The organism is Sulfurovum iocasae, assembly GCF_047716765.1.
Lineage (GTDB): Bacteria > Campylobacterota > Campylobacteria > Campylobacterales > Sulfurovaceae > Sulfurovum.
The window spans coordinates 1616913-1641430 of the sequence record NZ_CP180410.1 but is presented as its reverse complement, the minus strand read 5'-3'; the positions used below and the strand labels follow the sequence as shown (position 1 = coordinate 1641430).

The 24518-nt window shown below is 38.4% G+C and carries 23 protein-coding genes and 1 pseudogene; 15 read left to right on the top strand and 9 right to left on the bottom strand.

What is annotated here, in order from left to right; genetic code table 11:
- Nucleotides 1-383 precede the first annotated feature (383 nt).
- From ACLHDG_RS07995 to ACLHDG_RS07985, 3 genes are all read left to right on the top strand, one after another.
- Nucleotides 384-1718: an SH3 domain-containing protein gene (locus tag ACLHDG_RS07995; protein WP_415405698.1), complete on the top strand. Its 1335-nt coding sequence runs from the start codon at nt 384-386 to the stop codon at nt 1716-1718.
- Between the two features lie 93 nt (nt 1719-1811).
- Entirely contained in the window at nt 1812-2423 is a 612-nt protein-coding gene (rsmD, locus tag ACLHDG_RS07990) for a 16S rRNA (guanine(966)-N(2))-methyltransferase RsmD (protein ID WP_415405697.1), read from the top strand.
- 4 nt (nt 2424-2427) lie between these two features.
- The gene (locus ACLHDG_RS07985) at nt 2428-3174 is read left to right on the top strand and encodes an NYN domain-containing protein (RefSeq protein ID WP_415405696.1); all 747 of its coding nucleotides are present in this window, start codon (nt 2428-2430) and stop codon (nt 3172-3174) included.
- On the opposite strand, the gene ACLHDG_RS07980 is transcribed toward ACLHDG_RS07985, so the two are convergent.
- The 3 genes from ACLHDG_RS07980 to ACLHDG_RS07970 all read right to left on the bottom strand — a co-directional run bounded on the left by ACLHDG_RS07980 (nt 3171) and on the right by ACLHDG_RS07970 (nt 6234).
- Nucleotides 3171-5237, bottom strand: coding sequence for an ATP-dependent helicase (locus ACLHDG_RS07980; RefSeq protein ID WP_415405695.1), 2067 nt, complete (start codon nt 5235-5237; stop codon nt 3171-3173). The genes ACLHDG_RS07985 and ACLHDG_RS07980 overlap by 4 nt on opposite strands.
- The gene (locus ACLHDG_RS07975) at nt 5238-5576 is read right to left on the bottom strand and encodes a hypothetical protein (protein WP_415405694.1); all 339 of its coding nucleotides are present in this window, start codon (nt 5574-5576) and stop codon (nt 5238-5240) included.
- A gap of 94 nt (nt 5577-5670) precedes the next feature.
- Nucleotides 5671-6234: a hypothetical protein gene (locus ACLHDG_RS07970; protein WP_415405693.1), complete on the bottom strand. Its 564-nt coding sequence runs from the start codon at nt 6232-6234 to the stop codon at nt 5671-5673.
- A gap of 231 nt (nt 6235-6465) precedes the next feature.
- On the opposite strand from ACLHDG_RS07970, the gene murA reads away from it, so the two are divergent.
- On the top strand, nt 6466-7734 hold the full coding sequence (gene murA / locus ACLHDG_RS07965; RefSeq protein WP_415405692.1) for a UDP-N-acetylglucosamine 1-carboxyvinyltransferase: 1269 nt from the start codon (nt 6466-6468) through the stop codon (nt 7732-7734).
- Nucleotides 7735-7737: 3 nt separating this feature from the next.
- Here the strand turns inward: murA and truD are convergent, their stop codons facing one another.
- Complete coding sequence (gene truD / locus ACLHDG_RS07960; RefSeq protein WP_415405691.1) at nt 7738-8805, bottom strand: tRNA pseudouridine(13) synthase TruD; 1068 nt, start codon at nt 8803-8805, stop codon at nt 7738-7740.
- A 112-nt stretch (nt 8806-8917) separates the two neighbouring features.
- Here truD and ACLHDG_RS07955 point away from each other — a divergent pair, with 112 nt between their 5' ends.
- Complete coding sequence (locus ACLHDG_RS07955) at nt 8918-9598, top strand: phosphoglycolate phosphatase (RefSeq protein WP_415405690.1); 681 nt, start codon at nt 8918-8920, stop codon at nt 9596-9598.
- Between the two features lie 10 nt (nt 9599-9608).
- Complete coding sequence (locus ACLHDG_RS07950; protein WP_415405689.1) at nt 9609-11054, top strand: FAD-dependent oxidoreductase; 1446 nt, start codon at nt 9609-9611, stop codon at nt 11052-11054.
- Nucleotides 11055-11184: 130 nt separating this feature from the next.
- Here the strand turns inward: ACLHDG_RS07950 and ACLHDG_RS07945 are convergent, their stop codons facing one another.
- A complete protein-coding gene (locus ACLHDG_RS07945) occupies nt 11185-12024 on the bottom strand; it encodes a thiamine-phosphate kinase (RefSeq protein WP_415405688.1) in 840 nt (279 codons plus the stop codon).
- 152 nt (nt 12025-12176) lie between these two features.
- Between ACLHDG_RS07945 and ACLHDG_RS07940 the strand changes: the two genes are divergently transcribed.
- From ACLHDG_RS07940 to ACLHDG_RS07905, 8 genes are all read left to right on the top strand, one after another.
- Complete coding sequence (locus tag ACLHDG_RS07940) at nt 12177-13301, top strand: hypothetical protein (RefSeq protein WP_415405687.1); 1125 nt, start codon at nt 12177-12179, stop codon at nt 13299-13301.
- 200 nt (nt 13302-13501) lie between these two features.
- Nucleotides 13502-15229 carry an FAD-dependent oxidoreductase gene (locus ACLHDG_RS07935; protein ID WP_415405686.1) on the top strand — a complete coding sequence of 576 codons (1728 nt, stop codon included), beginning with the start codon at nt 13502-13504 and terminating at the stop codon, nt 15227-15229.
- A 10-nt stretch (nt 15230-15239) separates the two neighbouring features.
- Nucleotides 15240-16229, top strand: a complete 990-nt coding sequence (locus ACLHDG_RS07930; RefSeq protein WP_415405685.1) for a succinate dehydrogenase/fumarate reductase iron-sulfur subunit — start codon at nt 15240-15242, stop codon at nt 16227-16229.
- A gap of 9 nt (nt 16230-16238) precedes the next feature.
- Nucleotides 16239-17126, top strand: coding sequence for a CoB--CoM heterodisulfide reductase iron-sulfur subunit B family protein (locus ACLHDG_RS07925; RefSeq protein ID WP_415405684.1), 888 nt, complete (start codon nt 16239-16241; stop codon nt 17124-17126).
- 63 nt (nt 17127-17189) lie between these two features.
- The gene (locus tag ACLHDG_RS07920; protein ID WP_415405683.1) at nt 17190-17495 is read left to right on the top strand and encodes a DUF4282 domain-containing protein; all 306 of its coding nucleotides are present in this window, start codon (nt 17190-17192) and stop codon (nt 17493-17495) included.
- A 78-nt stretch (nt 17496-17573) separates the two neighbouring features.
- Entirely contained in the window at nt 17574-18011 is a 438-nt protein-coding gene (locus ACLHDG_RS07915; RefSeq protein ID WP_415405682.1) for a heme-binding domain-containing protein, read from the top strand.
- Nucleotides 18012-18088: 77 nt separating this feature from the next.
- The gene (locus ACLHDG_RS07910) at nt 18089-18472 is read left to right on the top strand and encodes a class II SORL domain-containing protein (protein ID WP_415405681.1); all 384 of its coding nucleotides are present in this window, start codon (nt 18089-18091) and stop codon (nt 18470-18472) included.
- 311 nt (nt 18473-18783) lie between these two features.
- Entirely contained in the window at nt 18784-19929 is a 1146-nt protein-coding gene (locus tag ACLHDG_RS07905) for a hypothetical protein (RefSeq protein WP_415405680.1), read from the top strand.
- Between the two features lie 10 nt (nt 19930-19939).
- Here the strand turns inward: ACLHDG_RS07905 and ACLHDG_RS07900 are convergent, their stop codons facing one another.
- From ACLHDG_RS07900 to ACLHDG_RS07890, 3 genes and pseudogenes are all read right to left on the bottom strand, one after another.
- Nucleotides 19940-20362: a hypothetical protein gene (locus ACLHDG_RS07900; protein WP_415405679.1), complete on the bottom strand. Its 423-nt coding sequence runs from the start codon at nt 20360-20362 to the stop codon at nt 19940-19942.
- A gap of 11 nt (nt 20363-20373) precedes the next feature.
- Nucleotides 20374-20508, bottom strand: a pseudogene (locus ACLHDG_RS07895) (sigma factor-like helix-turn-helix DNA-binding protein); the annotation flags it as partial.
- A 151-nt stretch (nt 20509-20659) separates the two neighbouring features.
- Nucleotides 20660-20884: a sigma factor-like helix-turn-helix DNA-binding protein gene (locus ACLHDG_RS07890; RefSeq protein WP_415405678.1), complete on the bottom strand. Its 225-nt coding sequence runs from the start codon at nt 20882-20884 to the stop codon at nt 20660-20662.
- A gap of 170 nt (nt 20885-21054) precedes the next feature.
- Here ACLHDG_RS07890 and ACLHDG_RS07885 point away from each other — a divergent pair, with 170 nt between their 5' ends.
- A complete protein-coding gene (locus tag ACLHDG_RS07885; RefSeq protein ID WP_415405677.1) occupies nt 21055-21396 on the top strand; it encodes a hypothetical protein in 342 nt (113 codons plus the stop codon).
- Here the strand turns inward: ACLHDG_RS07885 and ACLHDG_RS07880 are convergent.
- On the bottom strand, nt 21393-24512 hold the full coding sequence (locus ACLHDG_RS07880) for a type I restriction endonuclease subunit R (protein ID WP_415405676.1): 3120 nt from the start codon (nt 24510-24512) through the stop codon (nt 21393-21395). The two genes, ACLHDG_RS07885 and ACLHDG_RS07880, sit on opposite strands and share 4 nt — an antisense overlap.
- Nucleotides 24513-24518: the final 6 nt, after the last annotated feature.

Here is a 24518-nt window from a genome sequence, read left to right as displayed (position 1 = left end):
TTTTAAAAGTAACTAAGAAGTAATTTGAAGATTCTTTAGAGTCACTTGTCCTTCAGTTCAGTCGTTGCACGCACCCGCGGAGCGGATACGTGCAACGGGCGCACTGATCACTGAACGTGACCACTGCCATCTGCTGGTCTCCGCTCCGCTACGTCCAACAAATGACAGGATATACACATCAAGTCTAATCTCAGAAAACCCTACGGGATTTTCTGATATCATACTGAATGGTGATCAGCGCGCCCGTTATCTAATAAAAATCATCACATTAAAAACCTTAGCGTTATAAAAATGCTAAACAACTTTAATAATTCATGCAAGAATATACACCCTCCATTAACCATTCTACATTAAAATAAAACAAAAAATAAAAGAACCTAAATATGTATAAGAAAATAGCCCTAGCAACCCTCCTCTTCTTCTCTTTCTCCTCCCTTCATGCAGACTACACGCTTAAAGAAGGAAAACGTATCAAAAGCAAGATAGACCGCATGCCTAAAGGCAAGGTGGCAGATATGAAAAAGATCCCTCAGGATCCTGCTTTTTATGCAAAGCAGATCAAACCTTTTTCTAAATCCAAACAGAAAAAACTGGACAAAGAGTTTAATAAAAAGTACTTTAAGCCCTGGAGTTTGACGAAACTTGATATTCCTAAAAAAGATTTTGGTTGGGAAATACGATTTGTAACCAAAAAGCCTATTTATAAGGCTAAAGGGAAAGTCATACCTTCATATGTATATAACAAATGGATAAGAAATGCCCAGATGAATAAGGTTGATAGTAAAAAATATAAAGCTATCACTATCAGACGTACAAATGTAAAGGCCCTCCCTACGTCTACAGCATTTTACAGGGACCCTAGACGTGTGGGAGAAGGCTTCCCTTTTGACTACAATCAAAACTCTGCCCTGCACATCAACGTACCACTTTACATTTCACACTATTCTAAAGATAAACGATGGGCATTTGTAAGGGCATCATACGCTTTTGGTTGGATCAAAATAACTGATCTGGCACTGGTAAACAATGATTTTATCAAAAAGTTTAAAAACGGTAACTATGCGATGACCATTAAAGATAACCTAAGACTTTATAATGATAAAAATAAACCAACTTCCATAGTCAAACTTGGAGCCCTCTTTCCTATAAGTAAAGATGAGCAGAGTTACTTGATGGCGAAACGTAACTTCAAAGGTCAAGCTCGCATCCATAAAGTGAAAGTGGAAGGTCCAAAACTCATCGCTAAAAAACCTTTGCCTTTTACTGCTGAAAATGTGGCAATGCTTGCAAAAGAGTTCTACGGGGAACCGTATGGCTGGGGTGGAAGTTATGAGTGTCGTGACTGTTCGGCTACGACGAGGGACTTCTTGGGGGCTTTTGGTATCTTTCTGCGTCGTAACTCCAGTAAACAGGCCAAAGATGGAAAATCTGTCTACATCAAAGGGTTAAAAAAGAGAGCCAAAAAGAAGAAGATCATCAAAGAAGCAGAGCCATTCCGTTCACTCCTTCATGTTCCCGGGCACATTGTACTCTACTTGGGTGAATACAAGGGAGAACCCGTCATCATGCACACCTACTGGGGTATTCGCAAAAATGATGGTACCAAGCTTATTACCGGTCGTACCATTATCACCACTACGGAACCGGGCAAAGAGCGTAGGGAAATACGCGAGGGAAGTAAACTCATCAACACGCTTAAAACGATAGTAAACTTTTGATCTATTGGAAATTTGGAAGTGGAGACTAAAGTCTCCACTTCCTAAAGCATAACTACAACCTCTTCTTTACGCATGTTAGGATAAAATACAAGTATGAGAATAAAAGAAAAAATTAAAATATTTACAACAACTATCAGTGCAGGAAGATTTAAGGGGAAAACCATAGAGATACCTGCTATCAACACTACCAGAAGCTCTAAAGGCATCTTGAAAGAATCACTTTTTAATACACTGCAGTTTGATATTATGGATAAAAACTTTGTTGAAGCATTTAGTGGAAGCGGGTCTATAGGACTTGAAGCATTAAGCCGTGGTGCCGGTGAGTGTTACTTTATGGAGTACAATAAAACTGCCTTTCGTATATTGGAGTCCAATGTCAAGAAGCTTGACCCAAGCCACTGTCATCTTTTCCTGGGAGACAGTTTTGAGAAGTTCTCACTGGTCTATGAAATGGTTAAGAGATCTTCCCAAAAGACTTACTTTTATTTTGATCCACCCTTCTCTACCCGTGATGGCATGGATGAGATATATGATAAAACCATTGCACTTATAGAAACTATTGAGCCTGAAGTGTGTGAGATGGTCATTGTAGAACATATGACAAACCTTGATATGCCTGAAAATATCGGTGCATTGGAGTTTGCGAAACGCAAAAAGTTTGGTCGCAGTACCATGACTTATTATAAACCAAAGGCAAAGGAGTAATAAAATGGCAAAAAAAGAAGATCACATAGCCCTTTTTATAGACTGTGACAATATTTCACATAAAGCTATAGAGGGTATCATCAACGAGCTCAGTAAGTACGGTATCGTTAACATACGTCAAGCCTATGGGAACTGGACAAAAGACAATCTTAAAAACTGGGAAGACAAACTCTTGGAGTTTGCTATCAAACCCATCCAACAGTTTGACTATTCACGTAACAAAAATGCCACAGACATACTCATGACCATCGATGCCATAGACCTGCTTCATACCAAAGACATCGATGCCTTTGCCTTTGCAACCAGTGACAGTGACTTCACCCCTGTAGTCATGCGTGTACAAGCAGAAGGTATCAAAGTCTATGGCTTTGGTGAAAAGAAAACACCTAAGCCTTTCATGGCGGCATGTTCACAGTTTATCTTTACTGAAAAACTTATGACAAACTACACCCAAAGTAATGAAATTACCGATGTACTACAGGCACCTGTACGAAAAAGTGGTAAAGAAATGCGTGGAGACACTTGGCTGGTTAATGTACTTCGAACAGCTGTAGAACAAACCATGGATGCAGATGGCTGGGCGAATCTCGCAGCTATAGGTCAATACATAAATAACTCCACTTCATTCTCACCTATCAACTTTGGGTACAAAAAACTCAGTAATCTTATAGATGAGATAGACCTTTTTGATATTTATCTCGATGAAGAGAGTAAGCAGATGAGTATTAGAGACAAAAGGCTGGGAAATTAATCTTCCCTTGCCTTTTTAGCTTTACCTTTCGGTTCAGGCTCCACAAACTCCCCTTTTATCAATCCTGCTTCATGCAAAAACTGTGATGGTTTATAGTCTACTTTTTTCATTTTGTCATATTTAGCCAAAGAGAGATAGAGCTTGTCCTGGGCTCGTGTAACAGCTACATAAAATAGACGACGTTCTTCTTCTATGCTGCTCATCATCTTTCTGTTTGGGAACCTGCCATCTACAAGGTCAACCACATAGACTTCCGGGAACTCCAAACCTTTGCTGGCATGGACAGTAAGTAGATTAACGCCCTCGCCTTCACTCAGTTCTCCACCTCCAAGGATCATAGCATTGACAAAACGTCTTAACTCTTTGTATTGACGTGAAAGATCAAGTAGAAGATTTGCCTTACGTTGTATGCGCTCTCTAGCCTGTTTTTTCTTCTCACTGTCCACTTCTCCGGACTTAAGTCTTCCTCTTTGGGTAGAGAGCATCTCCATGATACCTTCATAGAGTTTAGAGGAGATGGCTGTACGGAGTATCTGGGCAGGGTCTTGCACACCTTTTACTGCATTCATAAGAAGATAGAACTCTTTAAAGAACTTCACACCATCCTGGATCACTTTGGGGTGTTTGAGTAAAGGGTGGCTGTATATTTCGTGTGGCAGATCAAGATGTTTAAATCTTGTGGCAGAACCTATCTCATGGTCATCATCAAAAAGCCCGAGCTGCACATTTTTGTTAGGGTTGAGTTTAGGTAGATCATTGACCTGTGGGTAAAGCACCCCTTGCATAAAGTTTCCGTTTCCAAAGTGTAAAAAACACTGAAAAAATTCTTTAGAGAGAGCAGAACCTACCCCTGAAGCATATTCAAAGACATGGATGAACGCCATCATATCTTTAGGATTGACCAAGAGTGCAAGTAGATCAAGTAAGAACTTGATCTCTTTTGCATCAAAAAAGCTTGTTCCTCCTTTACGTTTACAAGGGATGCCAAGCTCACGCAAACAGGCTTCTATCCCATCAGCAGAAGAATTATTCCTAAATATAATAGCTATTTGATCGTTAGGTACATGGGTATGTTTGATACCCTGTGCGATGGACTGATACTGTTCAAAAAGATCATTGTACATTAACAGTTTAGGTGGATGTGTTTTACCTATGCGCCCTACTACCAGTTTTTTTGGGTAGATGCGTTCATTACGTTCTATCACGCGATTGGCAAGAGAAAGTATGGGAGCGGTGGAACGGTAATTGATCGAGAGGGTAAATACATTGGCATTGGTATAACGTTTGGAGTATGTAGCGATGTTTTCTATGTTCGCACCATTAAAAGCATAGATACTCTGGTCATAATCCCCTACACAAAAGAGTGAACGGGGTTTAAGTTCGTCTATAAGTGCACCTTGCAGGGTATTGGTGTCTTGGTACTCATCTACAAGTACCTCTTCAAAATGAATAGTATGCTCTTCCAAATGACTTTTCATACGTAAAAGAAGATCATTGAACGAAGCGAAACCATAGTCTATTTTCTCTTGTTCAAACTCCTGGGCAATGTCCATATAGGCATCCATAAGTACTTCATGTTCCGGATATTTTTCCAAAAACCATATATCAAAACCCTCCAAAGAGGCATTTTGGTATAGACTGTACATCTCATAGAGGTAGGTTGCTGAAAAAGGGGCAAGAGGTAGGTTCATCCTCTCAAAATTTCGTTTCTCATAGATACTTCGGAAGAGTGTTTTAAGTTCAGAGGGCTGTTTCAGTGCAAGATTTGGATGCAACTCTTTAAGCCATCGGTAACTGACCGCATGGAAGGTACCAGACTCTATTTGTGAGACGACTTTTTTTGGGAAGTAGCGCTCAAGACGGGCTATCATCTCTCCTGCAGCTTTATTGGTAAAGGTAAGAAGTAAGATCTTAGAGGGGTCTATCCCCTTATGTAGCAAATGTGCAATACGTCCTACGATCGTAGAAGTTTTACCAGTACCCGCAGAGGCGATAATAAGGTTGTGTCCTAAAGGTGCCGTAGCAGCACTTAGCTGATCGTCATTGAGTGCGCTAAGTGGCAATTATTTTTGACCGATGATGTAATAGGTATTTTTATTGTCTACTTTTTTAAGTTCTACTTTGTATTTGTCTGACCAATGGTTTACAAGTTCATTAAACGCTGAAAGATTATCTGCAGAAGGATCTTCATGACATTTTATTTTGAAATGATCTTCAGAGTTTGACATGGCAATAAATCCTTTTTCAACTGCCAAAGCATCATTAAAAGAGATTATATGTTGAGAAAAGTGGTCAAAACCATTCGTATTTGCGATGATCTTGTTCATTTGATTGAGTTCATGTTCGTTCTTTGGGTAACCAAGTTGTGCTAAAAGTGCTTCAGGTGTTAAGTCAAGATGCATGTATATCCTAAGTAGTAAAATAAGAAGTTGATTGTAACAAATTTTTGATTAGAAAAGAGAGGGATTTAATGATGGGGTTCCCCATCATTGGAAACTAGAAAAGTGTATCTGAAGGCTTATCAACTCTTGCGATAAGATCTTTATAGTGTTCAACGTTTTGGAATGCTTTTTCATAACGCCAGCGTAAAACAAATTCGATGATCTCATTTTTTAGTGTAACATCTAAAGACTCTGCTTTTCCAAAGTATCCTAAAGAGATATTCTTTGCTTTCTTTTTACCATTTTTATCCGGTTCATAGGTGATGGCAATGATCTGTATATATTTACCTTCACGTACTTCACCAAAATCTTCTTCTTTCAAACCGATACCTGAAAGGTTCATTGCTTTATAGATAAAAATATTGCTAAAGTCCGGAGACTTTTCAAAAATTTTGAGCTTTTCATACAGTATTTTAACACGTACTTTATTTTCTTCACGGACCTGTTCAGAACCTGTATTTACTTTCTTGTCAGAGGCTTTTTTTACAGGTGTTGATACGGGTGTTTTATCACTTATACTTACTTCTTTATCATCAGGTGCAGAGTGCTCTTCTTTTTGCTCTAATTTCTCTTCCAAACGACTGGTAAGTGCTTTAAGTTTATCTAAACTACTAGACATCATATCCCTTTACATGGGGCTTGAGAGCACACCATAAATATATATTAGAAAATATAGTACACTACTTTTAATAACAGTTTCTTTAAATTATAGTGAATAATATTAATTTTTTTATTTTTTAATGTAAAAAGGCATAACATTTTTAATATTATTTACTATACAGTAAGGGACACGTGCCCTTAATCATTCTTTAGATAAAATCTGTTTCAATATATATATGAGGAAGAAGAGATGGATTATTTAGAGATAAAAGGTGGGAAAAAATTAAGTGGTAATGTTACAATAAGTGGTGCAAAGAATGCTGCACTGCCAATTATTGCCGCAACCATATTAAGTGATAAAGAGATCACACTTACCAATTTACCTAATGTTGTAGATATCCGTACCCTACTCAAACTTCTTACAATGCTTGGCGGAACTGTAGACCATGACAAAACTGTAGCAAAGATCAACAATGGGTCCATCACTTCTACCAAAGCTGTCTATGAGATCGTTTCCCAAATGAGGGCATCTATCTTAGTGCTTGGTCCACTACTTGCAAGATTTGGTGAGTGTGAAGTGAGTTTGCCTGGTGGTTGTGCGATCGGTCAACGTCCTATTGACCTTCACCTTAAAGCACTGGAAACTATGGGTGCAAAGATCGAGATAAAAGGTGGTTATGTTCATGCCATGGCACCAGAAGGACTTCACGGTGCAAATATTATCTTCGATAAGATCACCGTAGGCGGTACTGAAAACATTGTGATGGCAGCAGCCCTTGCAAAAGGTACAACAACCATCATCAACGCAGCCAAAGAGCCTGAAGTTGTACAACTTTGTGAAATGATAGCTGATGCCGGCGTTAAAATAGAAGGTATCGGTACAAATGAATTGACTATCCATGGTACAGACAGAGAACCCCTTAACTTCAAAACAGTTGACATTATCCCTGACCGTATTGAAGCAGGAACATACCTCTGTGCAGGGGCTATTACCCACTCTTCCATCACGCTGAACAAAGTAAACCCTCAGCATATCAGAACTTCTACAGATAAACTCGAATCTATGGGGTGTACATTTGATATAGGTGAAGATACGATGACCATATATCCTCCCAAAGAGCTTAAACCTGTTGATCTCACTACCATGGAGTACCCAGGATTCCCTACAGATATGCAAGCACAGTTTATGGCTGTAGCTGTGATGTCAAAGGGTGAAAGTCTTATAGAAGAGCGTCTTTTTGAAAACCGTTTCATGCATGTGAGTGAACTTAACCGTTTAGGTGCAGATATATGGCTTAAAGGCAGTATCGCTGCAGTTAAAGGTGTTGATGAGCTTTATGGTGCAGATATCATGGCTACAGACCTTAGAGCCTCTTCCGCACTTGTCCTTGCTGCTCTGGTTGCAGAAGGTACAACGAATGTACATCGTATCTATCATTTAGATCGCGGATATGATGATTTAGAGGGGAAACTCTCCGGATTGGGTGCAGATATAACTAGAAAGAGAGAGTCTAGATAAGATCTAGATGCTTTCCCCTCTCAACACATCTAACACATTTGTTGCATAACACCCTTTAGGCAGAGCAAAACTCAGTTCATAATGGGCTTTCTCTTCCACATAGGTTTTCTTTATTTCAGTCACTTGTATCCAGGCATAACGTCTGGTACCGTTAAGATTCATCTCTTCGGCGAAAGGTGCTTCTATAAGCCCTGCAACACTTTCAGCCTTCTTTGCTTTCTTACCGGGAAGCAGCCCGGCAGGTGCAATGTCTTTACTCTCAAAACGTTTTGCTTCTTCTTTTAAGTTTTCCACATTGAAAAGACGCCCATACGGGTAGTGCATCATCACATCACCTTCTACTAGTTTAAAGAAGTTTGGCTGCTCTTTGGTACCTTTTAGAGAGCCTTCAGGCAATTTTATTATCTGTTCTGTTTCAGCTTCAGTGAACTTTTCAAGTAAATGGTTTAGCTCCATACGTTTAGAGAGCCATCCGTTAAACAAATAACTCTGGTAGGAACCCATCAAAAACTCTTTGGTCTTTCTGTCACGTATTTTAAGTTCGCCGTCTATAAGCTTCTTTCCATCAACCCAATTGTTCCCATCTGTACCAAAACGTTGGTTCCCAAAGTAGTTTGGTACACCGTTGGCTTTGATCCATTTCAAGACCGAGTCCAGTTTGTCCTTTTGTACACCAAGTACCTTTTTAAGACGAATGCTAAAGCGATTGCCTTTAAGATGCCCTACCCGTATCTTGTTATTGTGACGTACTGTATCGAGTATTTTAATTTTATCGTGTGTAAAAGCTTTGAGCTTCTCTTCATGTATAGCCATCACTGAGATGTACTGTATGGTCATCGCATGTTTATCTTTAAGTCCTGCATAACCCATGTCACGACGGCGTATACCCACATGGTTAGAGATCGCATCAAGCATTTCCCAGGTAGTCATCTCTTTTTTACGTACTTTAAGCACCAGATGCTCACCTTCACCTGTAAATTCATATAGAGGTATCTCTTCAACAGTAAAGTCTCTTGGAGAGGAGTTAAAGACAAATTCGTTTTTGACGTTTAGGGGGTAGATTAGATTCATGTTTTTCTTTCTGTTTTATATTTTGATATTTTAGCTGAAAGGTTATTAAAGGAGATGTTAGATAAAAAATGTATAATCGCTGAGAATAATATAAATAAGAAAAGGTGTACATTTGAAATTCAGTAATAAAAAGGTCATAATATTTGACTTAGATGGTACTCTTATCGATAGTGCACCCGATTTGGCAGTGGCAGTAAACCATATGCTCTACACTTTAGAACGTGCAACCTTTAGTGAAGATATTATACGTTTTTGGGTTGGGAATGGTGCACAAGTACTGGTAAAACGTGCTTTATCGGGACAAAGTGATATAGATGATAATCTAGACCCCGTACTGTTTGAAACAGCATTAGAGATATTCTTAACCTTTTATGCACAGAACCTGGCTGTAACTACTGTTACTTATCCAAATGTACCTTCTACACTTAAGACTTTAAAAGAAGCAGGTTACCGTTTGGCCATAGTGACTAATAAACCATTTGACTTTATTGCACCTATTTTAGAGGGATTAAAATTAACAGAACTCTTTGAACTTCATCTAGGTGGTGACAGTTTACCTCAAAAGAAACCAGACCCTACACCACTGTTACATGTATGCGAGCAGTTAAATGTTACAGTGGAACAATGCGTAATGGTTGGTGACTCTAAGAACGATATATTGGCGGCTAATACTGCCAATATACAAAGCATAGGCCTTACATATGGCTATAATTATGGTGAAGATATTGGTGTATATGATCCTGATGTTGTGTTTGATGATTTTGCTGATATACTCATGACTTTGGTTGATTAGGTAAAAATTTATGTTAAAAAAAGAAACAAAAATAGCGATTGTTGGTGGAGGTGTAGCAGGATCAAGTATAGCTCTGTACCTAGGTCAGCTTGGTTTGAATGTGACATTGTTTGAAAAAGAGTCAAGTCTGGTGAGTGGACCACCATTTTGCCATCTTCATGCCGGGGGTAACTTATACCGAGAGATATCTGATGAGCAGTGTGTCAAATTACTGAAACAATCTATTGATTTTTTACGTTTTTATCCGTTTATTGTTGATTATCGTCCGACGGTGATCGTCCTTCCTACCAGCGACAGTGGTACACCTGATGCTTTACTGCCACGTTTGGAGTTACTAAAGGGTGAATACGAAGCACTTATCACAGCCAACCAAAACAACGAAGTTTTAGGTGAAAGTGCTGACTACTATACACTTTATAGTAAAGAACAGATAGAAGTTCTTAAGCAACAGCCTGTCGTTTCTAAGCCACAAACCTGTGATGAATGGATGATACCCGTGGCTAAAAACATTGATTTGGACAAAGTACAGTTTCCACTCATTATGGTACAAGAGTATGGACTTAACCTCTTTCGTTTGGCTGCAGGTGCCTCATTGGCTCTTGAGCAAATCGACAATGTTACCCTGCGGACTAAGACTATTGTTAGTAATATTCAAGAAGAGTGTAACGCTGATGGTTGGAGAATCACCTATATCAAAGATGATGAAACATATTATGAGAGTTTTGATTATCTTATTAATGCGGCAGGCTTTAGAAGCGGTAAGATCGATGATCTTCTTGGCGTTCCCTGCAAACGAATGGTGGAGTTTAAAGCAGCTTATGTAAGTCAATGGAAAAGCTGTTCTGATACACTTTGGCCGGAGATCATCTTTCATGGTGAGCGTGGAACACCAAGGGGTATGGGACAATTTACACCCTATCCAGGCGGCTATTTTCAGCTTCATGGTATGACGAAAGAGATCACACTCTACGAAGATGGCTTGGTTTCAAATACAGCGCTAAGCTGTCAACCACAACTGGGTCAAAATTTCATTGAGAAGATTGAAAAATCGTGGAGTCAAGAAGAGACTGATCAACGTACAAAAAGTGCCATTAAGCACCTATCGCAGTTTATTCCTGCATTTTCCCAAGCCCAAGTCGGCTCCAAACCACTCTTTGGTGCACAGCAAATTCCCGGTGATGACCCTACCTTGCGTGTGGCAGAGGTCTCTTTCCCTGCAGCGCGTTATGCCAGATGTGAGATAGTTAAAGTCTCTTCGGTCATAGACATGATAGATACCGTCATTGAACAATTCATTGAACTGGGCTTCCTTGATAGATCGGTTCAGGGAAAAAGAGATGTTGAATATCTAACAGGTTTAACCGAAGCTGATATTACACGTTATGCAGAAGTTCTTTGTAAAGAGAGAGATTATCCTATTTCGTTGGGAAATAGAAATGTCTCAAGCAAACATTAAATAATGATTTTGTAGCGTGGGTTTTTATTGAAATGTATGCCTTTGGCACTGCCCAAGAATGAACATAGTGAACTCGCACTATATCAATTGCAAGCAATTGTTCGTGGGCAGGAATGCCCACGCTACGAGATTATTTGAAGTGGTGACTTTTACACTTAAATCGCTTGTTGTTTTTAGAGACTTTTGCAAACACAGTCAAAGGTAAATTTAACCCTTTCGCTATTTCTTTTAGAGGCTCTAACTCTTTAGGATCAAATCCAACAAGCATTTCATACTCTTCTCCACTAAAGCCTATGTCGTCGTTGATAGTTTTTAATATGTTAAATCCATATTTATTGATATCCAGTAACTTATTGGTATCACAATAGAGTCCGTCTGAGATATCCATGCCAACCCGCAAAAAGGGTCTTGCTTTTGCTATAAATTCTGCTCTTAAAACAGGTTCGAAAAATCGTGAACTGTCACGAAGTTCCTCTCCTCTAAAAAGTGCATCCAAGTTCCTTTTACTCTCACCTAAAAATCCGGTAAAAGCAAGTATATCCCCGTGCTTTAGTCCACTGCGTAAAAGGGGATCATCACTCTTGGAAATGATAGTAATAGAGAGATGTAATTTATCTCCCCCTACGGTGTCACCACCGATGATCTCACATCCATATTCCTTAGCTGTAGATTCTAAACTTTGGGTCAGTTCGTCTATCTCTGCATTGGTGATATCTTTAGGTAAAGAGACCGTAACAAGGGCATACTGCGGTTGTGCATTCATCGCGATGGCATCTGAAAGGTTGATAAGCATGGCTTTACGCCCTATCTGTGCCATACTCATCCACTCACGCTTAAAATGCACATCTTCAAAAAAGGCATCCATACTATAAAGGGTATCACCTATTACAGCAGCATCATCTCCGATGTACTTTGAACTTAGTTTATTTATGAGGTAGTGTTCTTTATCTATCTTTGTTTCACTTGGCATTTAGGACTTTCCTGCTTAATTTTGAACGAGATCATTATTTTATTGGCAAAATTGTAACATAGTTAAATCTATTTATCTTTAGTATAGTCTGAGATTATCAAACCATATCAAACGTTGGCTATAATCATCACAATAACGTTCAAGGAATAACTATGCAACCTATATTAGAAATCAAAGCATTCTTTTTTAATGCTCAAACAGACTACCTCCCTTACTATAAAAACTTCAGCATTGAATTGGCAGAAGACATGCAAACAAAAGACATTTTAGCTTTCATTCAAGAGCAAAATGAGAACTTTACATACCCTGAGGAAAATCTTATTTTTAAGATCAACGGCTTAGTGATTGACGGAGATCAGCGTATGAGTGAAGTAGTAGAGAGATTGGGTACTTCACTTCAGATAGACCCTGTAAACTCTTACCGTTCAAGCAATGGACTTATCATTGATGACAGTGACTTCATGAAAAGTTACGAGATCTTAGCACCTTTTGCTTCTGATGAGGACTTGGAGTATTATAAGACACTTTATGCCCTGCACTATGCTTCTGAGACAGAGAACTTTGACCGTACCTACATCGGTGATGCTATACTTGTTTTAGCACATAAGCTTATTACAGCGGATTCTGAACAAAAAGAAGCGATACTTGAAGCTATCACTTATCCATACAGCAGTCTACTTGACTGTGAATATGAGAACAACCTCTACTATGCCCAAGACCACACAGCAGCCATAGAAGAGCTTAAAATGATGGTTAAACCTTCTACGACAGATACACCTTCTTTTATGGACACTCTTAGCGCTCGTTTTGCTGAGAAAAAAGCTGCTTTCCTTAAAAAAGAAGAGAAAGAAGTAACAGTTGTAACTGTAGAAGGTAAACAGATTGCCTATTATGCAGGTGCAGTCACTGGAAACACAAACAACATAAATGAGAAGATCGTTCAAGCAAATTCAAAAGTGATATCATTCTCAAGAGCAAACAAACTTTCCGGTCTTTCTCTCCTTGAGGACAACAAAACCTTAGCCTATACTAAAGCTGCAACTACCCTACTGGATGCACTTGACTCTGGAGCCCAGGTACTTATAGTAGAAGAACAAGAAGTATATGATATGTTTAAAAATAATTTTGCAAATATAGAAAAAACCATCGGTAGAGATATAGACTTGGAATTAATATCTTCTGCAGATTTCATGGACTCAAAAGTCTCTATAGGTTCAGGCAATCATAAATCTAGAGAAACTGTCTATATGAGGGAAATGACGGCAAATAGCATTTAAATTATTTGACAAAAAGTTACTTTAATCCCATCCGTTTTCCTTGGGCGTAAGCCCGAGAATTACAGATAGCCAACAGACTATGAGTATGAAAAACTGTAACACCTCCCATTTCTCTTAAAAATTCATCTCCTTTCATAACTAAAATTAATTCACATATAGATATAATTAATGTAAATTGCAATATTAAGGATGTAGCTACTATGAATACGAACCCAGATGTTAAAATCTACGAATACGATGCTGTAATCGTTGGTGCTGGTTTGGCTGGTTTGGCGGCAGCTAAAGAGCTGACAGAAGCAGGAATGAAAACGGCAGTTATTACAAAACTTCACCCACTTAGATCCCACTCAGGGGCTGCGCAAGGCGGTATCAATGCCGCACTTGGAAAAGATGACTCTACAGAACTTCATGAGTTTGATACCGTAAAGGGTTCTGATTACCTTGCAGATCAGGACTGTGTTGAGCTTATGTGTTCTAAAGCACCGGAGACTATCCGTTGGGCAGAGAGAATGGGAGCTGTTTTTTCAAGAGATGAAGAAGGCGACATCGCTATCAGACCTTTTGGTGGACAGTCTAAACCTAGAGCATGTTACGCAAAAGACAGAACAGGCCTTACACTACTTCAAACTATCTATGAGCAAGCTGACCGTGCAGGCATCGAAGTATTTGATGAGTGGTATGCCGCTGACCTCATTTATGAAGATGGAAAAGTATCTGGTGTTGCAGCGTATGACATTCGTAACTCAAAGCCGGCTATATTCAATGCAAAAGTAACGATGTTCGCTACAGGTGGACATGCCAGAGCTTACAGATTTAACTCAAATGCACATGCAAATACAGGTGATTCACTTTCTATTGTGGCACGTCATGGTCTTCCGCTTGAAGATATGGAGTTTGTACAGTTCCACCCAAGCGGTCTTGGAGGTTCAGGTGTACTCATCTCTGAAGCAGCACGTGGTGAAGGTGGTCGTCTTTTCAACTCTGAAGGTGAAAGATTTATGACCAAGTATGCACCAAATGCTATGGAGCTTGCTTCTCGTGATGTTGTTTCCAGAGCTATTATGGAAGAGGTTCGTCAAGGCAAAGGTGTGGGTAAAGATGGTCAATCAGTAAACATTGACCTTACTCATCTTGATCCTGAGATCATCCTTACAAAACTTCCTGAGCTTCGTGAACTGGCTATCGCGTTCCAAGGACAGGATATGATTAAAGAGCCTATACATATTTCAGCAACTGCACACTACTCTATGGGTGGGATTCCTACGAACATTAACTGTCAAGTTCGTAAATCTCCAACAGAGCTGGTAGAAGGTTTCTACGCAGCGGGTGAATGTTCTTGTGTATCTGTGCACGGAGCAAACAGACTTGGTGCAAACTCAGTACTTGAAGCCCTGCTCTTTGGTCGTCATGCAGGTGAAAACATGGTTAAAGCACTTAACGAAGGTGTTAAGCTACGTCAAGCATCTGTTTCAGATGCAGACACGATGTTAGCAGAGATGAATAAACTTAAAACATCAAATGGTAAAGAGCGTGTTCCTGCGATCAGAACTGAACTTCAGGATGGAATGACTGCAAATGCAGGTGTATTTAGAACTAAAGAGTCTTTAGAGAAGCAGATCAAACTGATAGACAGACTATTGAAGAGATTTAACAATATACGTATTGATGACAAATCAAACACATTCAACACGGACCTCCAGGAAGCCATAGAGCTTGGTCATATGTTAGAGTTCTCTAAGTTCATTGTAGTTGGTGCACTTGAGAGAGAAGAGAGCCGTGGTGGTCACTTCCGTGAAGACTTCCCAACCAGAGATGATAAGAACTTCTTGAAACATACCTATGCATATATGGATAAAGATTTTAACATCACTCAAGAATGGGGTGAAGTAGTGCTTGGCAAGTTTGAGCCAAAAGAAAGAACATATTAAGGAGGTCATGATGAGTGATAAAAGAAAAGTAACGCTTAAAGCGTTCAGATTTAATGCTGAGACAGACTATCTTCCATACTATAAACACTATGAGATGGAAGTTGGGAAAGATGAGTTAGTACTTGACCTTCTAAACAGGATCAAATGGGAACATGATGGTTCTTTCTCTTATAGACGTTCTTGCCGTCATGGTATTTGTGGAGCTTGTGCCATTAAAGTAAATGGTAAAGCTGTTCTTGCCTGTAAACAAAATGCTATGGAGCTGTTAGACCTCTTTAACAATGAACTTGTATTTGAACCACAAAGTAAGAAACGTGCGATGAAAGATATGATCATCGACAAAAAAGACTTTTGGGACAAACATGCTGCTGTGAAGCCTTACGTAGTTGCAGAGGTTGATGCACACCCTGAGCATGAAACAAAGCAGTCTATTGCAGAGTTTAACAACTTCTTGGATTCTGACCTTTGTATTCAGTGTGGTGCCTGTCACTACTCTTGCCCTGCTCTTGAAGTGAATGATCAGTTCTTCGGACCTGCTGCTTTTGTTTCTGCCTATAGATTTACTGTTGATACAAGAGATACAGCCGGAGATGAGAGACTTGAACTTACTTTCCAAGGAGGTCAAGGTGTTTGGGATTGTGTGAAATGTTTCGAGTGTGCAGAAGCATGTCCAAAAGAGATCAATCCTATAGAGAAGATCACAAAACTTCACAATCTACAGTTTGAAAAAGGCATTGCAAGAAGTAATGTTGCTACTAGACATGCTGAAGGTTTTGTAAGAAGTATTAGAAAACATGGTTTCCTTGATGAAGCAGATATTGTTGTTTATTCTGAAGGTTACTTAGGAATGTATAAACACTTGAAAACAGCTGTTAAAATGATGAAGGCTGGAAAGATCCATTGGCAAGATGGTGTTCCATTTATTGATAATGTACCAAAATCTAAAAATCTGGATGAGATTCAAAAATTAATCGATATCTCAATGACAAATAAGCTATAAGGAGAAAAGATGAGCAAATTAAAATACGCACTATTTACAGGATGTACAGCAAAACAATCTACACCTGAGTTACTTTCATCTACTCTTGCAGTAGCTGAAAAGTTGGGGATCGAGATCACTATTTTAGAAGAAGCAAGTTGTTGTGGTGCCAGTCATCTGCAAGACTTTGATGAATTTTTAGCACATGTACTCAATGCAAGAAATATCTGTTATGCAGAGAAGTTAGGTCTTACTATGATCACTATCTGTAATACCTGTCAGCTTAACTCTGCAATGACTAAACACGCTTTAGATACAGATCCAAAGCTAAAAGCACGTGTCAACGAAAAGCTTGCAGAAGTTGGACTAGAGTACAAAGGTACATCTGAGATCAAACATTTCCTCTATACGCTTGTAGATGAGTATGGTTTAGAAAATATCAAAGATAAAGTGACTGTACCACTTAGTCATCTGAACATTGCTCCATTCTATGGTTGTCATAACATCAGACCATCTGAACTTCATCATGGCAGCAACAATGGTGAGAACCCATACAATCCTACTTCACTTGACAGTCTCATTGATGCACTTGAAGGTCATCCTGTTGATTATGATCACAAAAACAAATGTTGTGGTTTCCATGTAGAGCTTCAAGCGAATCATACCTCTGAAGTTCTGGCAGGAAATGCTCTACTAGATGCTATAGACAACAACGCAGATATGATGGTAACACCTTGTCCGCTCTGTCACCTTAAAATGGATACTTACCAAGATGATGTAGCTAAAGTGATGGGTCGTGATGTAGAACTGCCGGTACTACACATGCCACAAATGGTCGCACTTGCACTTGGATGTACAGAAAAAGAGATAGGTCTTAACTTCCACGTACAAAAAGCTGCGCATATTATTCCAGCGTAGATACCGTTCTCGTTATTCCATCTCTTCTGAGGTGGAAAACATATTTAACACTTTAGGATACCTATGAGAGACTTCCTAACATTTCAAACATTTATCACCCCTTCCCTTCTCATACTCATGTACTACATAGGAGCACTACTTATCCCCGTAGTGAGTTGGTATCTTGCAGAATGGATCAAAACATCTTACTTTACAGAGATATCTAAGAGCATTAAAGAAGAGATACAAACACGCACTACGGCCAAACAACGTTTCATTGTGTATACTGCATTTATCATTTGTTTTCTCTGTATGGAGATATTCTGGAGAATGATGTTTGAATTTTTTATCGCTTATTTTGATATGCATGATGCTTTGATGAAACTTTAACTCACTCTCATCATCAATTTTATACTCCTTTCAAACTATCTCACTATAATTCAAAAAAATAAAACAGGAATAATATTTATGTTCAAAACAATACTCATATGGGTCTTTGGTGCCCTCTTTCTACTACAAGCCATTCAGATCGATATACCAGAACCTGAAGCCATTGATCCTAAAGAACTGATACAGGCACCAGAAGAGATCATGACGATGTTAAAAACTTCCTGTTATGACTGCCACTCTTATGAAACAAAAATGCCCTGGTATGGAAATGTTGCACCGATCTCATGGGAAGTAAGAAGCCATATTAAACAAGGTAGAGCTTGGTTGAACTTTCAGAAATGGGGAACTTATGATGAAGAGAAAAAACAAAAACTTTATAAAGGTATAGCAAAAAGTATAAGTTTAAGTATGCCGATCCCTATGTATTTGAGTTTACATGATGAGGCTAAACTTACAAGAGCACAAAGAAACAGTATCAGAAAATGGGCACAAAGTTACATAAAAGATGAAAATTAATTAAATAGGACTAAATTTATCCTATTTAATTTTACTTATGATATAATAACTCTATCAAACATAAAAAAGGAAACAATATGCCAAAAATTAACAAGTACGTAGACATCAGTGAAGTAGATAGAGAAGCAAAAAAAGATCTTATCGACAGACACTCTCCGTTTATTACGTGTGCAGACACTGCAACAGCTGGTGAGCCATTTGAAGTAACTGTAAAAATGGGTAACGAATATACTCACCCAGATGATTTTGATCACTACATTGAGTCTATCACACTTTTTAACGGTGAGACTAAACTTGCTCAAGCTTCTTATGTGCCAGGAACACTTGGAAATATTAAAGCGCATAACACAACTACATTTACAATCATCCCAACAGGTAAAAAACTTAAACTTGTTGCACATGGTTACTGTACTAAACATGGTATCTGGGAAGGTACTGCTCAAGAGGTTACAGTTAACTAAGTTTACTTTTTCTTCCTCCACCTATAGGGCTTTATAGCCCTATTTTACGTACTTCCTGTTTTCTAAAAATCCTAAATTTTTACTATTTTTAATATCTCTAAAATGGTAGCAAAATGGTAGCACGATTAAATAAAACTACTCCTTAGATAAATATATTTTAAATTCTACAAATTCAATTTTATAATGTTAAACGGCTCTACCCTTACCTACTTTCTACTGGTTTTATTCCTGATTTGACTTTACTTTCAAGTTCTTTACTATTAAGTAGCTGTGCTGTACAATGTATAATACTAAACAACTTAGGTCCTGTCATGAAAAACATTAAAAACTTACTGTCTCAAGGCTTATCCTTGAAGGAAGAAGCCCAAAAAGAACTTAAAAAAAAATCTCAAACATTAAAAGAACTTTGGGATGAAAATAAGGACGATATTTTTCAACAAGGAAAAGAAGTTCTTGATACAGGACATACTTATGTTGAACAAGTATATGACACTGCAACTGGTTCAGCCAAAAATGTATATAGAGACATAATATATTCTGATGGTGATTTAAGAAAATTAAATAACCACATTGAAAGTCAAGGTGCTCACTATCGGGAACTAAATAGAGATAAAAGTGTTTCTGATACTATATTTTTGGGTGGAGAAACATTAGTAAGTCTACTATCTGCTACGGCAATACCAAATGAAATTATAAATGCTTATGAATCTGCTTATCCAAATCTTTCACAGGAAATTTCTTTTCAGGATAAAATTCGTGAACTAGATGAAGATTCTTCAATTGGTTTTATTTCTGCAGTTAAAGGAAAATTATTTGAGCAAAAATATATTGAGTACCTCAATGATGGAAATCTTCCAGATGGTTATTCAGCATTTTTAGCAGAATCAGCAACACAACCAGGATGGGATATTGCAATTGAAGGTAAGAATGGTGAAATTGCTTCTGTCCTTCAGGCAAAAGCAACTGATTCTGTATCATATGTAAAAGACGCACTAGAAAAATATCCCAATATTGATGTTGTAACGACCGATGAAGTTTATAGCCATCTTGTTATGAGTGGTATTAGTGATAATTTAACAAATAGTGCAATAACAAATGTAGAACTAATAGACACACTTAATGATGCTGTTGAATCATCAGAATTGACGATGGATTTTTCTCCACCTTTATTGACACTTGCATTTATAGCATTCACTTCATATAAGGATGAAAGTCTTACTCTATACGAAAAAGCAAAACATGCTGGAAATAGGTCAGGTAAAACATATTTGAGTTACTTGATTGGTGGGGGAATTGCAGCCATAACAAATACTTGGTGGTTAGGCGTTATTGGAAGTGTGGGAAGTCGTTTACTTAGTGAACGTGGTGATAAAAAATTTGAAGTCTTTAAAAAACTACAAGATATTGAAAAATCAAATCAAATGATTATTGATAGAATGAAATTTAAACCAATATAAATAAAAAATATTAGGATAAACTTCTCTCTAAGTGATTAATAGACTTTTTATTCGGTGTATATCTACAACCCAAACAACACCATCTAGGGCTATCTTCACTGAGTACACAGCCTCCAAGTATCATTTCTCCTGATTGAATTTTATTTTCAAGTTCCTCATTAGGAGTAAAAAGTCCATATGCTATATCTGTAATCCTCGTTGAATTACATACTGGGCAGTTCGATGGTTTTTCTTCATATTGATTTTTTACATTAGTATCTATTGCATCCTCTTTCTTCTCCACTCTATGGATAAAATACATTAAAAGAAATGCAAGACCATACAAAGGAAGAAGATATTCCATTGGGATAATGAAAGAAGTAATAGCAAACACTAGAACTAAGCCCAATACAGGTGCAATATATGATACTAAAAATGTTTGAGCTCGATTCATTACAATCCTTTTTATGAGAGAGTATACTCTCTGAGAAATCTTCCAATTTTTGGATGTCTTAACTTTTTGAGTGCAGAGGCTTCAATCTGACGTACACGCTCACGAGTTACTCCAAGGACTAAGCCTATCTCTTCAAGGGTAAGGTCTGCTGACCCATAATGCTTGAGAGAATAGTTAATACATTTAATATCACGGTTACATTCCAATAAACGACTCATAATAATATCTGAAGAGTATTTATTTTTAAGTGCTATCTCACATTCTAATTTTGACATAGGTATCCTTCTTGTATTTATATTAGTCTATAGGTGTATTGATTAGGTCAATTGTTTCTTTAATCTCAGCTAATGATTCTCTATTTGACGGATGTCTTAGTTTCCTCATTGCTCTGTGTTCAAGTTGCCGAACCATTGTGCTACTAAGGTTTACTATTTTGGCAATCTCCTGATATGTTCTTTGCATATCATCATCAATGCCATATCGTAGACGTATAACCGCCGATTCTTTTTGTGTGAGCTTCATAGAGTCCTTTCTTGCAAATTATTCATATTCTTTCTGAATCAAACTTAATTTAAACATAAATACCTATTTTTACATTTCATTAAAAATACACTTTTGTATGACAATTTGACATACATTTAAACATCTCTTCTATTTTCTGCCAGAATACAAAGAAAGTATTGGAGTAGAAGATGAAACCTACATCAAAAGAACTTCTTGAAGAAGTAAGTAAGCACTGCTCTAATCAACTTACACTCTATAAGTTCAATACAACTACTCTTAAGATAAGCAATAAATATAGAGAAGGTAGGCTTACTGCCCTTGAGTACATTGGAGAACTTACTTACTTCTATCTGCAAGAAGAGAAAAAGATACAAGTGCAGTTCAAAGAGCAAATAATTAAACAGCTGAAATCACACTCTTGTCTTGAAGATACAGATTATAAGCAAGGGCTGTATGATGCCCTGAATGAGACTTTATCTCTACAGGGTGTCGTTGTGGAACCATTTCCATCCCTCAATGCTGAGGATTAGCTTGCTTTCAATCCTCTAACAATCAACTCATAGACAATATTAGCTAGTCCGTTTCTGATGCGTTCTTTGTCAAGTACTTGTGTAGCTAGGTTCTGGTGTGCATCCAAACTGTCTATGACAGCATCATTGATAGCCTCAGCGAACCCACCCATCATTGCTTGTTCTTTAGTGTTGTTGTTGACCTGTTCAATAACCTTGGAATTCTCCATAACCTTATCTTTGATGGTTCTAGCATAGTTAAGCATATCATCATCACTTAGCTCACCCTCAAAGAGTGCGTTCATTTGACCTAAAACTTCTGATAGTAGTTCTTTCTCTGGGTCTCTTGCTGTTGCTCCACCACCTTCTATACCAGGCAATTCACCCTCTCCTACTAAGCTGATATCTTGGCTCTTCTGTTTGTGTAGCTTATAGTGTGATAATTCTACCAATGATATGTCTATTGGGTCTTTAGGGTCATAGGTCTTTAAGTTTGGTATGAGTGCTTTCACAAATGCTGCTAACTTTAACAGGTCTTCATCTGCATAGTCAACTATCTGTGACAGGAACTCATACATCCTTAGGAATGTAATAAGGTCTTTCTTGAAGATGTCCAGTGCATTCTTATCTTCATTGGCTTCTTTGAGGTCTAGCTCATAGTTGTGGATACCCTTCTCATCTTTGTTACTCTTAGCTTCTTTTAGGCTATTCTTAACACTACTGATGTTCTCCAGTGCCTGCTTGTATCTATTCTTGTATCTATCGACAGATGGTTTAATAGCAGAACTCATAGCTGCCTGTGTGCCTCTAGAATTAAAGAAAGCTTTGGCATAGTTCTCAACATCTATCGTTGTAAAGATATCACTCTCTTGCAATTTATGTTGCAAATCATAGACTATATTTGGGTCTGTTACATCTTCTAGTTCTGTAGTGTTGTAATATGGTTCAAATGCTTCTTTAATATCTACTGCTTCATTGTAGAAGTCCAAGATAAATGTCTGGTCTTTACCTGTATAGATTCTATTGAGTCTTGAAAGTGTCTGTACACAATCAACCCCGCCTAATTTCTTATCTACATACATAGCACATAGCTTTGGTTGGTCGAATCCTGTTTGGAATTTGTTGGCTACCAGCATAACTTGATATTCATTACTATCAAATGCTTTTCTCATCTCCCTGCCTTTTAGATTGGGGTTCATATTGGCTTCTGTGTACTCCTTTTCTGTTCCCTCTATATCATCTACTATTTTACCTGAGAAAGCCACCATAGCCTGCATCTGGTCTTCTATGCCATGCTCTTTGATATACTTGTCAAATGCCAGCTTGTATCTGACTGCTGCCTGTCTGCTTGAAGTGACAACCATTGCTTTAGCCTGACCGTCCAGCAGATGAGCTACATGCATTCTGAAGTGTTCACATATTATCTCTATTTTTTGTGCAATGTTATGAGGATGGATATTGAGCCACTTTGCTATCTTGACCTTGGCTCTCTTACTCTCTACCTCTTCATCGTGACTCATATTGGCATGTTCTAATTTATAGAAAAGTTTATAGGTGGTGTAACCTTGAAGTACATCCAAAATAAATCCTTCTTCTATAGCCTGCTTCATCGTGTATAAATGGAAAGCTTGAGGTTTATTAGTCTCTGATGGTGCTTCATCAGGCTTTGGCAGCACTCCGAACATCTCTAGGGTCTTGGTCTTTGGTGTAGCTGTAAATGCGTAGAAGCTTAGACTAGAGCTTGCACTTCGTGATTCTATAGAAGCTGTGATAATGTCTTCTGCACTCAGTTCTACACCCTCTTCTATCTGCTCTGCTGTCAGCACTTCCCTTAGTTGCTTTGCAGTTGCACCGGTCTGAGATGAGTGAGCTTCATCTGCTATGATGGCATAGCTCTTATCTTTGAGGGTGGTTCTCTCCTGTATAGTATCCAGTACAAATGGAAAGGTCTGAATAGTGGTGATGATTATCTTTGCACCACGTTCCAGTGCATCTGCTAACTGTGTAGACTTAGACTCATTAGAACCCTCACGAGTGATACCCACAACAACACCGTCTTTATGCTCAAAGCTTGCTATGGTCTCTTGTAGCTGATTATCCAGTACGGTTCTATCCGTGATAACAATGATAGAGTTGAATACCGACTCTTCATCATCATTATGCAAAGAGGATAACTGGTGAGCCAGCCATGCTATAGAGTTAGACTTACCAGAACCAGCACTGTGTTGAATGAGGTAATGATTACCTGCACCCTTAGCTTTAGTATCTGTAAGTAGTTTCCTAACAACATCTAGCTGATGGTATCTTGGGAAGATAAGGGTCTCACTCTTGCTCTTCTTGCCTTGATGGTCTTCTTTCTCTTTGACCTCTAAGTGTATGTAACGAGAAATGATATTTAGGATAGAGTCTCTTTGTAGTACTTCTTCCCACAGATATGATGTGGTATATCCGTTTGGATTGTGTGGATTTCCTGCACTTCCATCTTCATGACCTTTGTTGAATGGTAGGAAAAATGTCTTGGAAGCTGCTAGCTTGGTGGTCATATAGACTTCATCTGTACTTACTGCAAAATGAACCAAGGCTCTCTTCTTAAACTCTAGTAGTGGTTCACCTTTGGCTGGTCTATCGTACTTGTACTGGTTGATAGCATCGTGAACATTTTGGGTGAAATCAGTTTTGAGTTCGAGTGTGGCTATAGGGATACCGTTTAGAAATAACACTAGGTCTATTCGTTCATTACCACTCTTAGTAGTGACTTCCTGCACCACTCTTAGGATGTTCGCATCATACTTAGCCTGTGTGTCTGGATTGTAAAGCTCTGGCTTGAACTGACATAGTTTGAACTTGGAGCCAATATACTTCAGGTCATTTCGTAAGTAGTGTAGTGAGCCATGCTTATCCATCTCTTTGGCTACATGTTTGCATAGCACTTCATCAGTCTTGATTCCCTCTCTTTTGCTCATCTTCTCGTAGGCTTGAGGTTGCGTAGACTTGATATAGCTGATAAGGTCTTCCGGGTACAGAGCTAACTCTTTGTTGTATCCACTAGCATCACCTTCTATCCACTTGTTGGATGTTAGGTGTTGGACTATCTCTATTTGGAACTGTCGTTCTTTGTGCTTACTCTGAGTACTCATATCTAC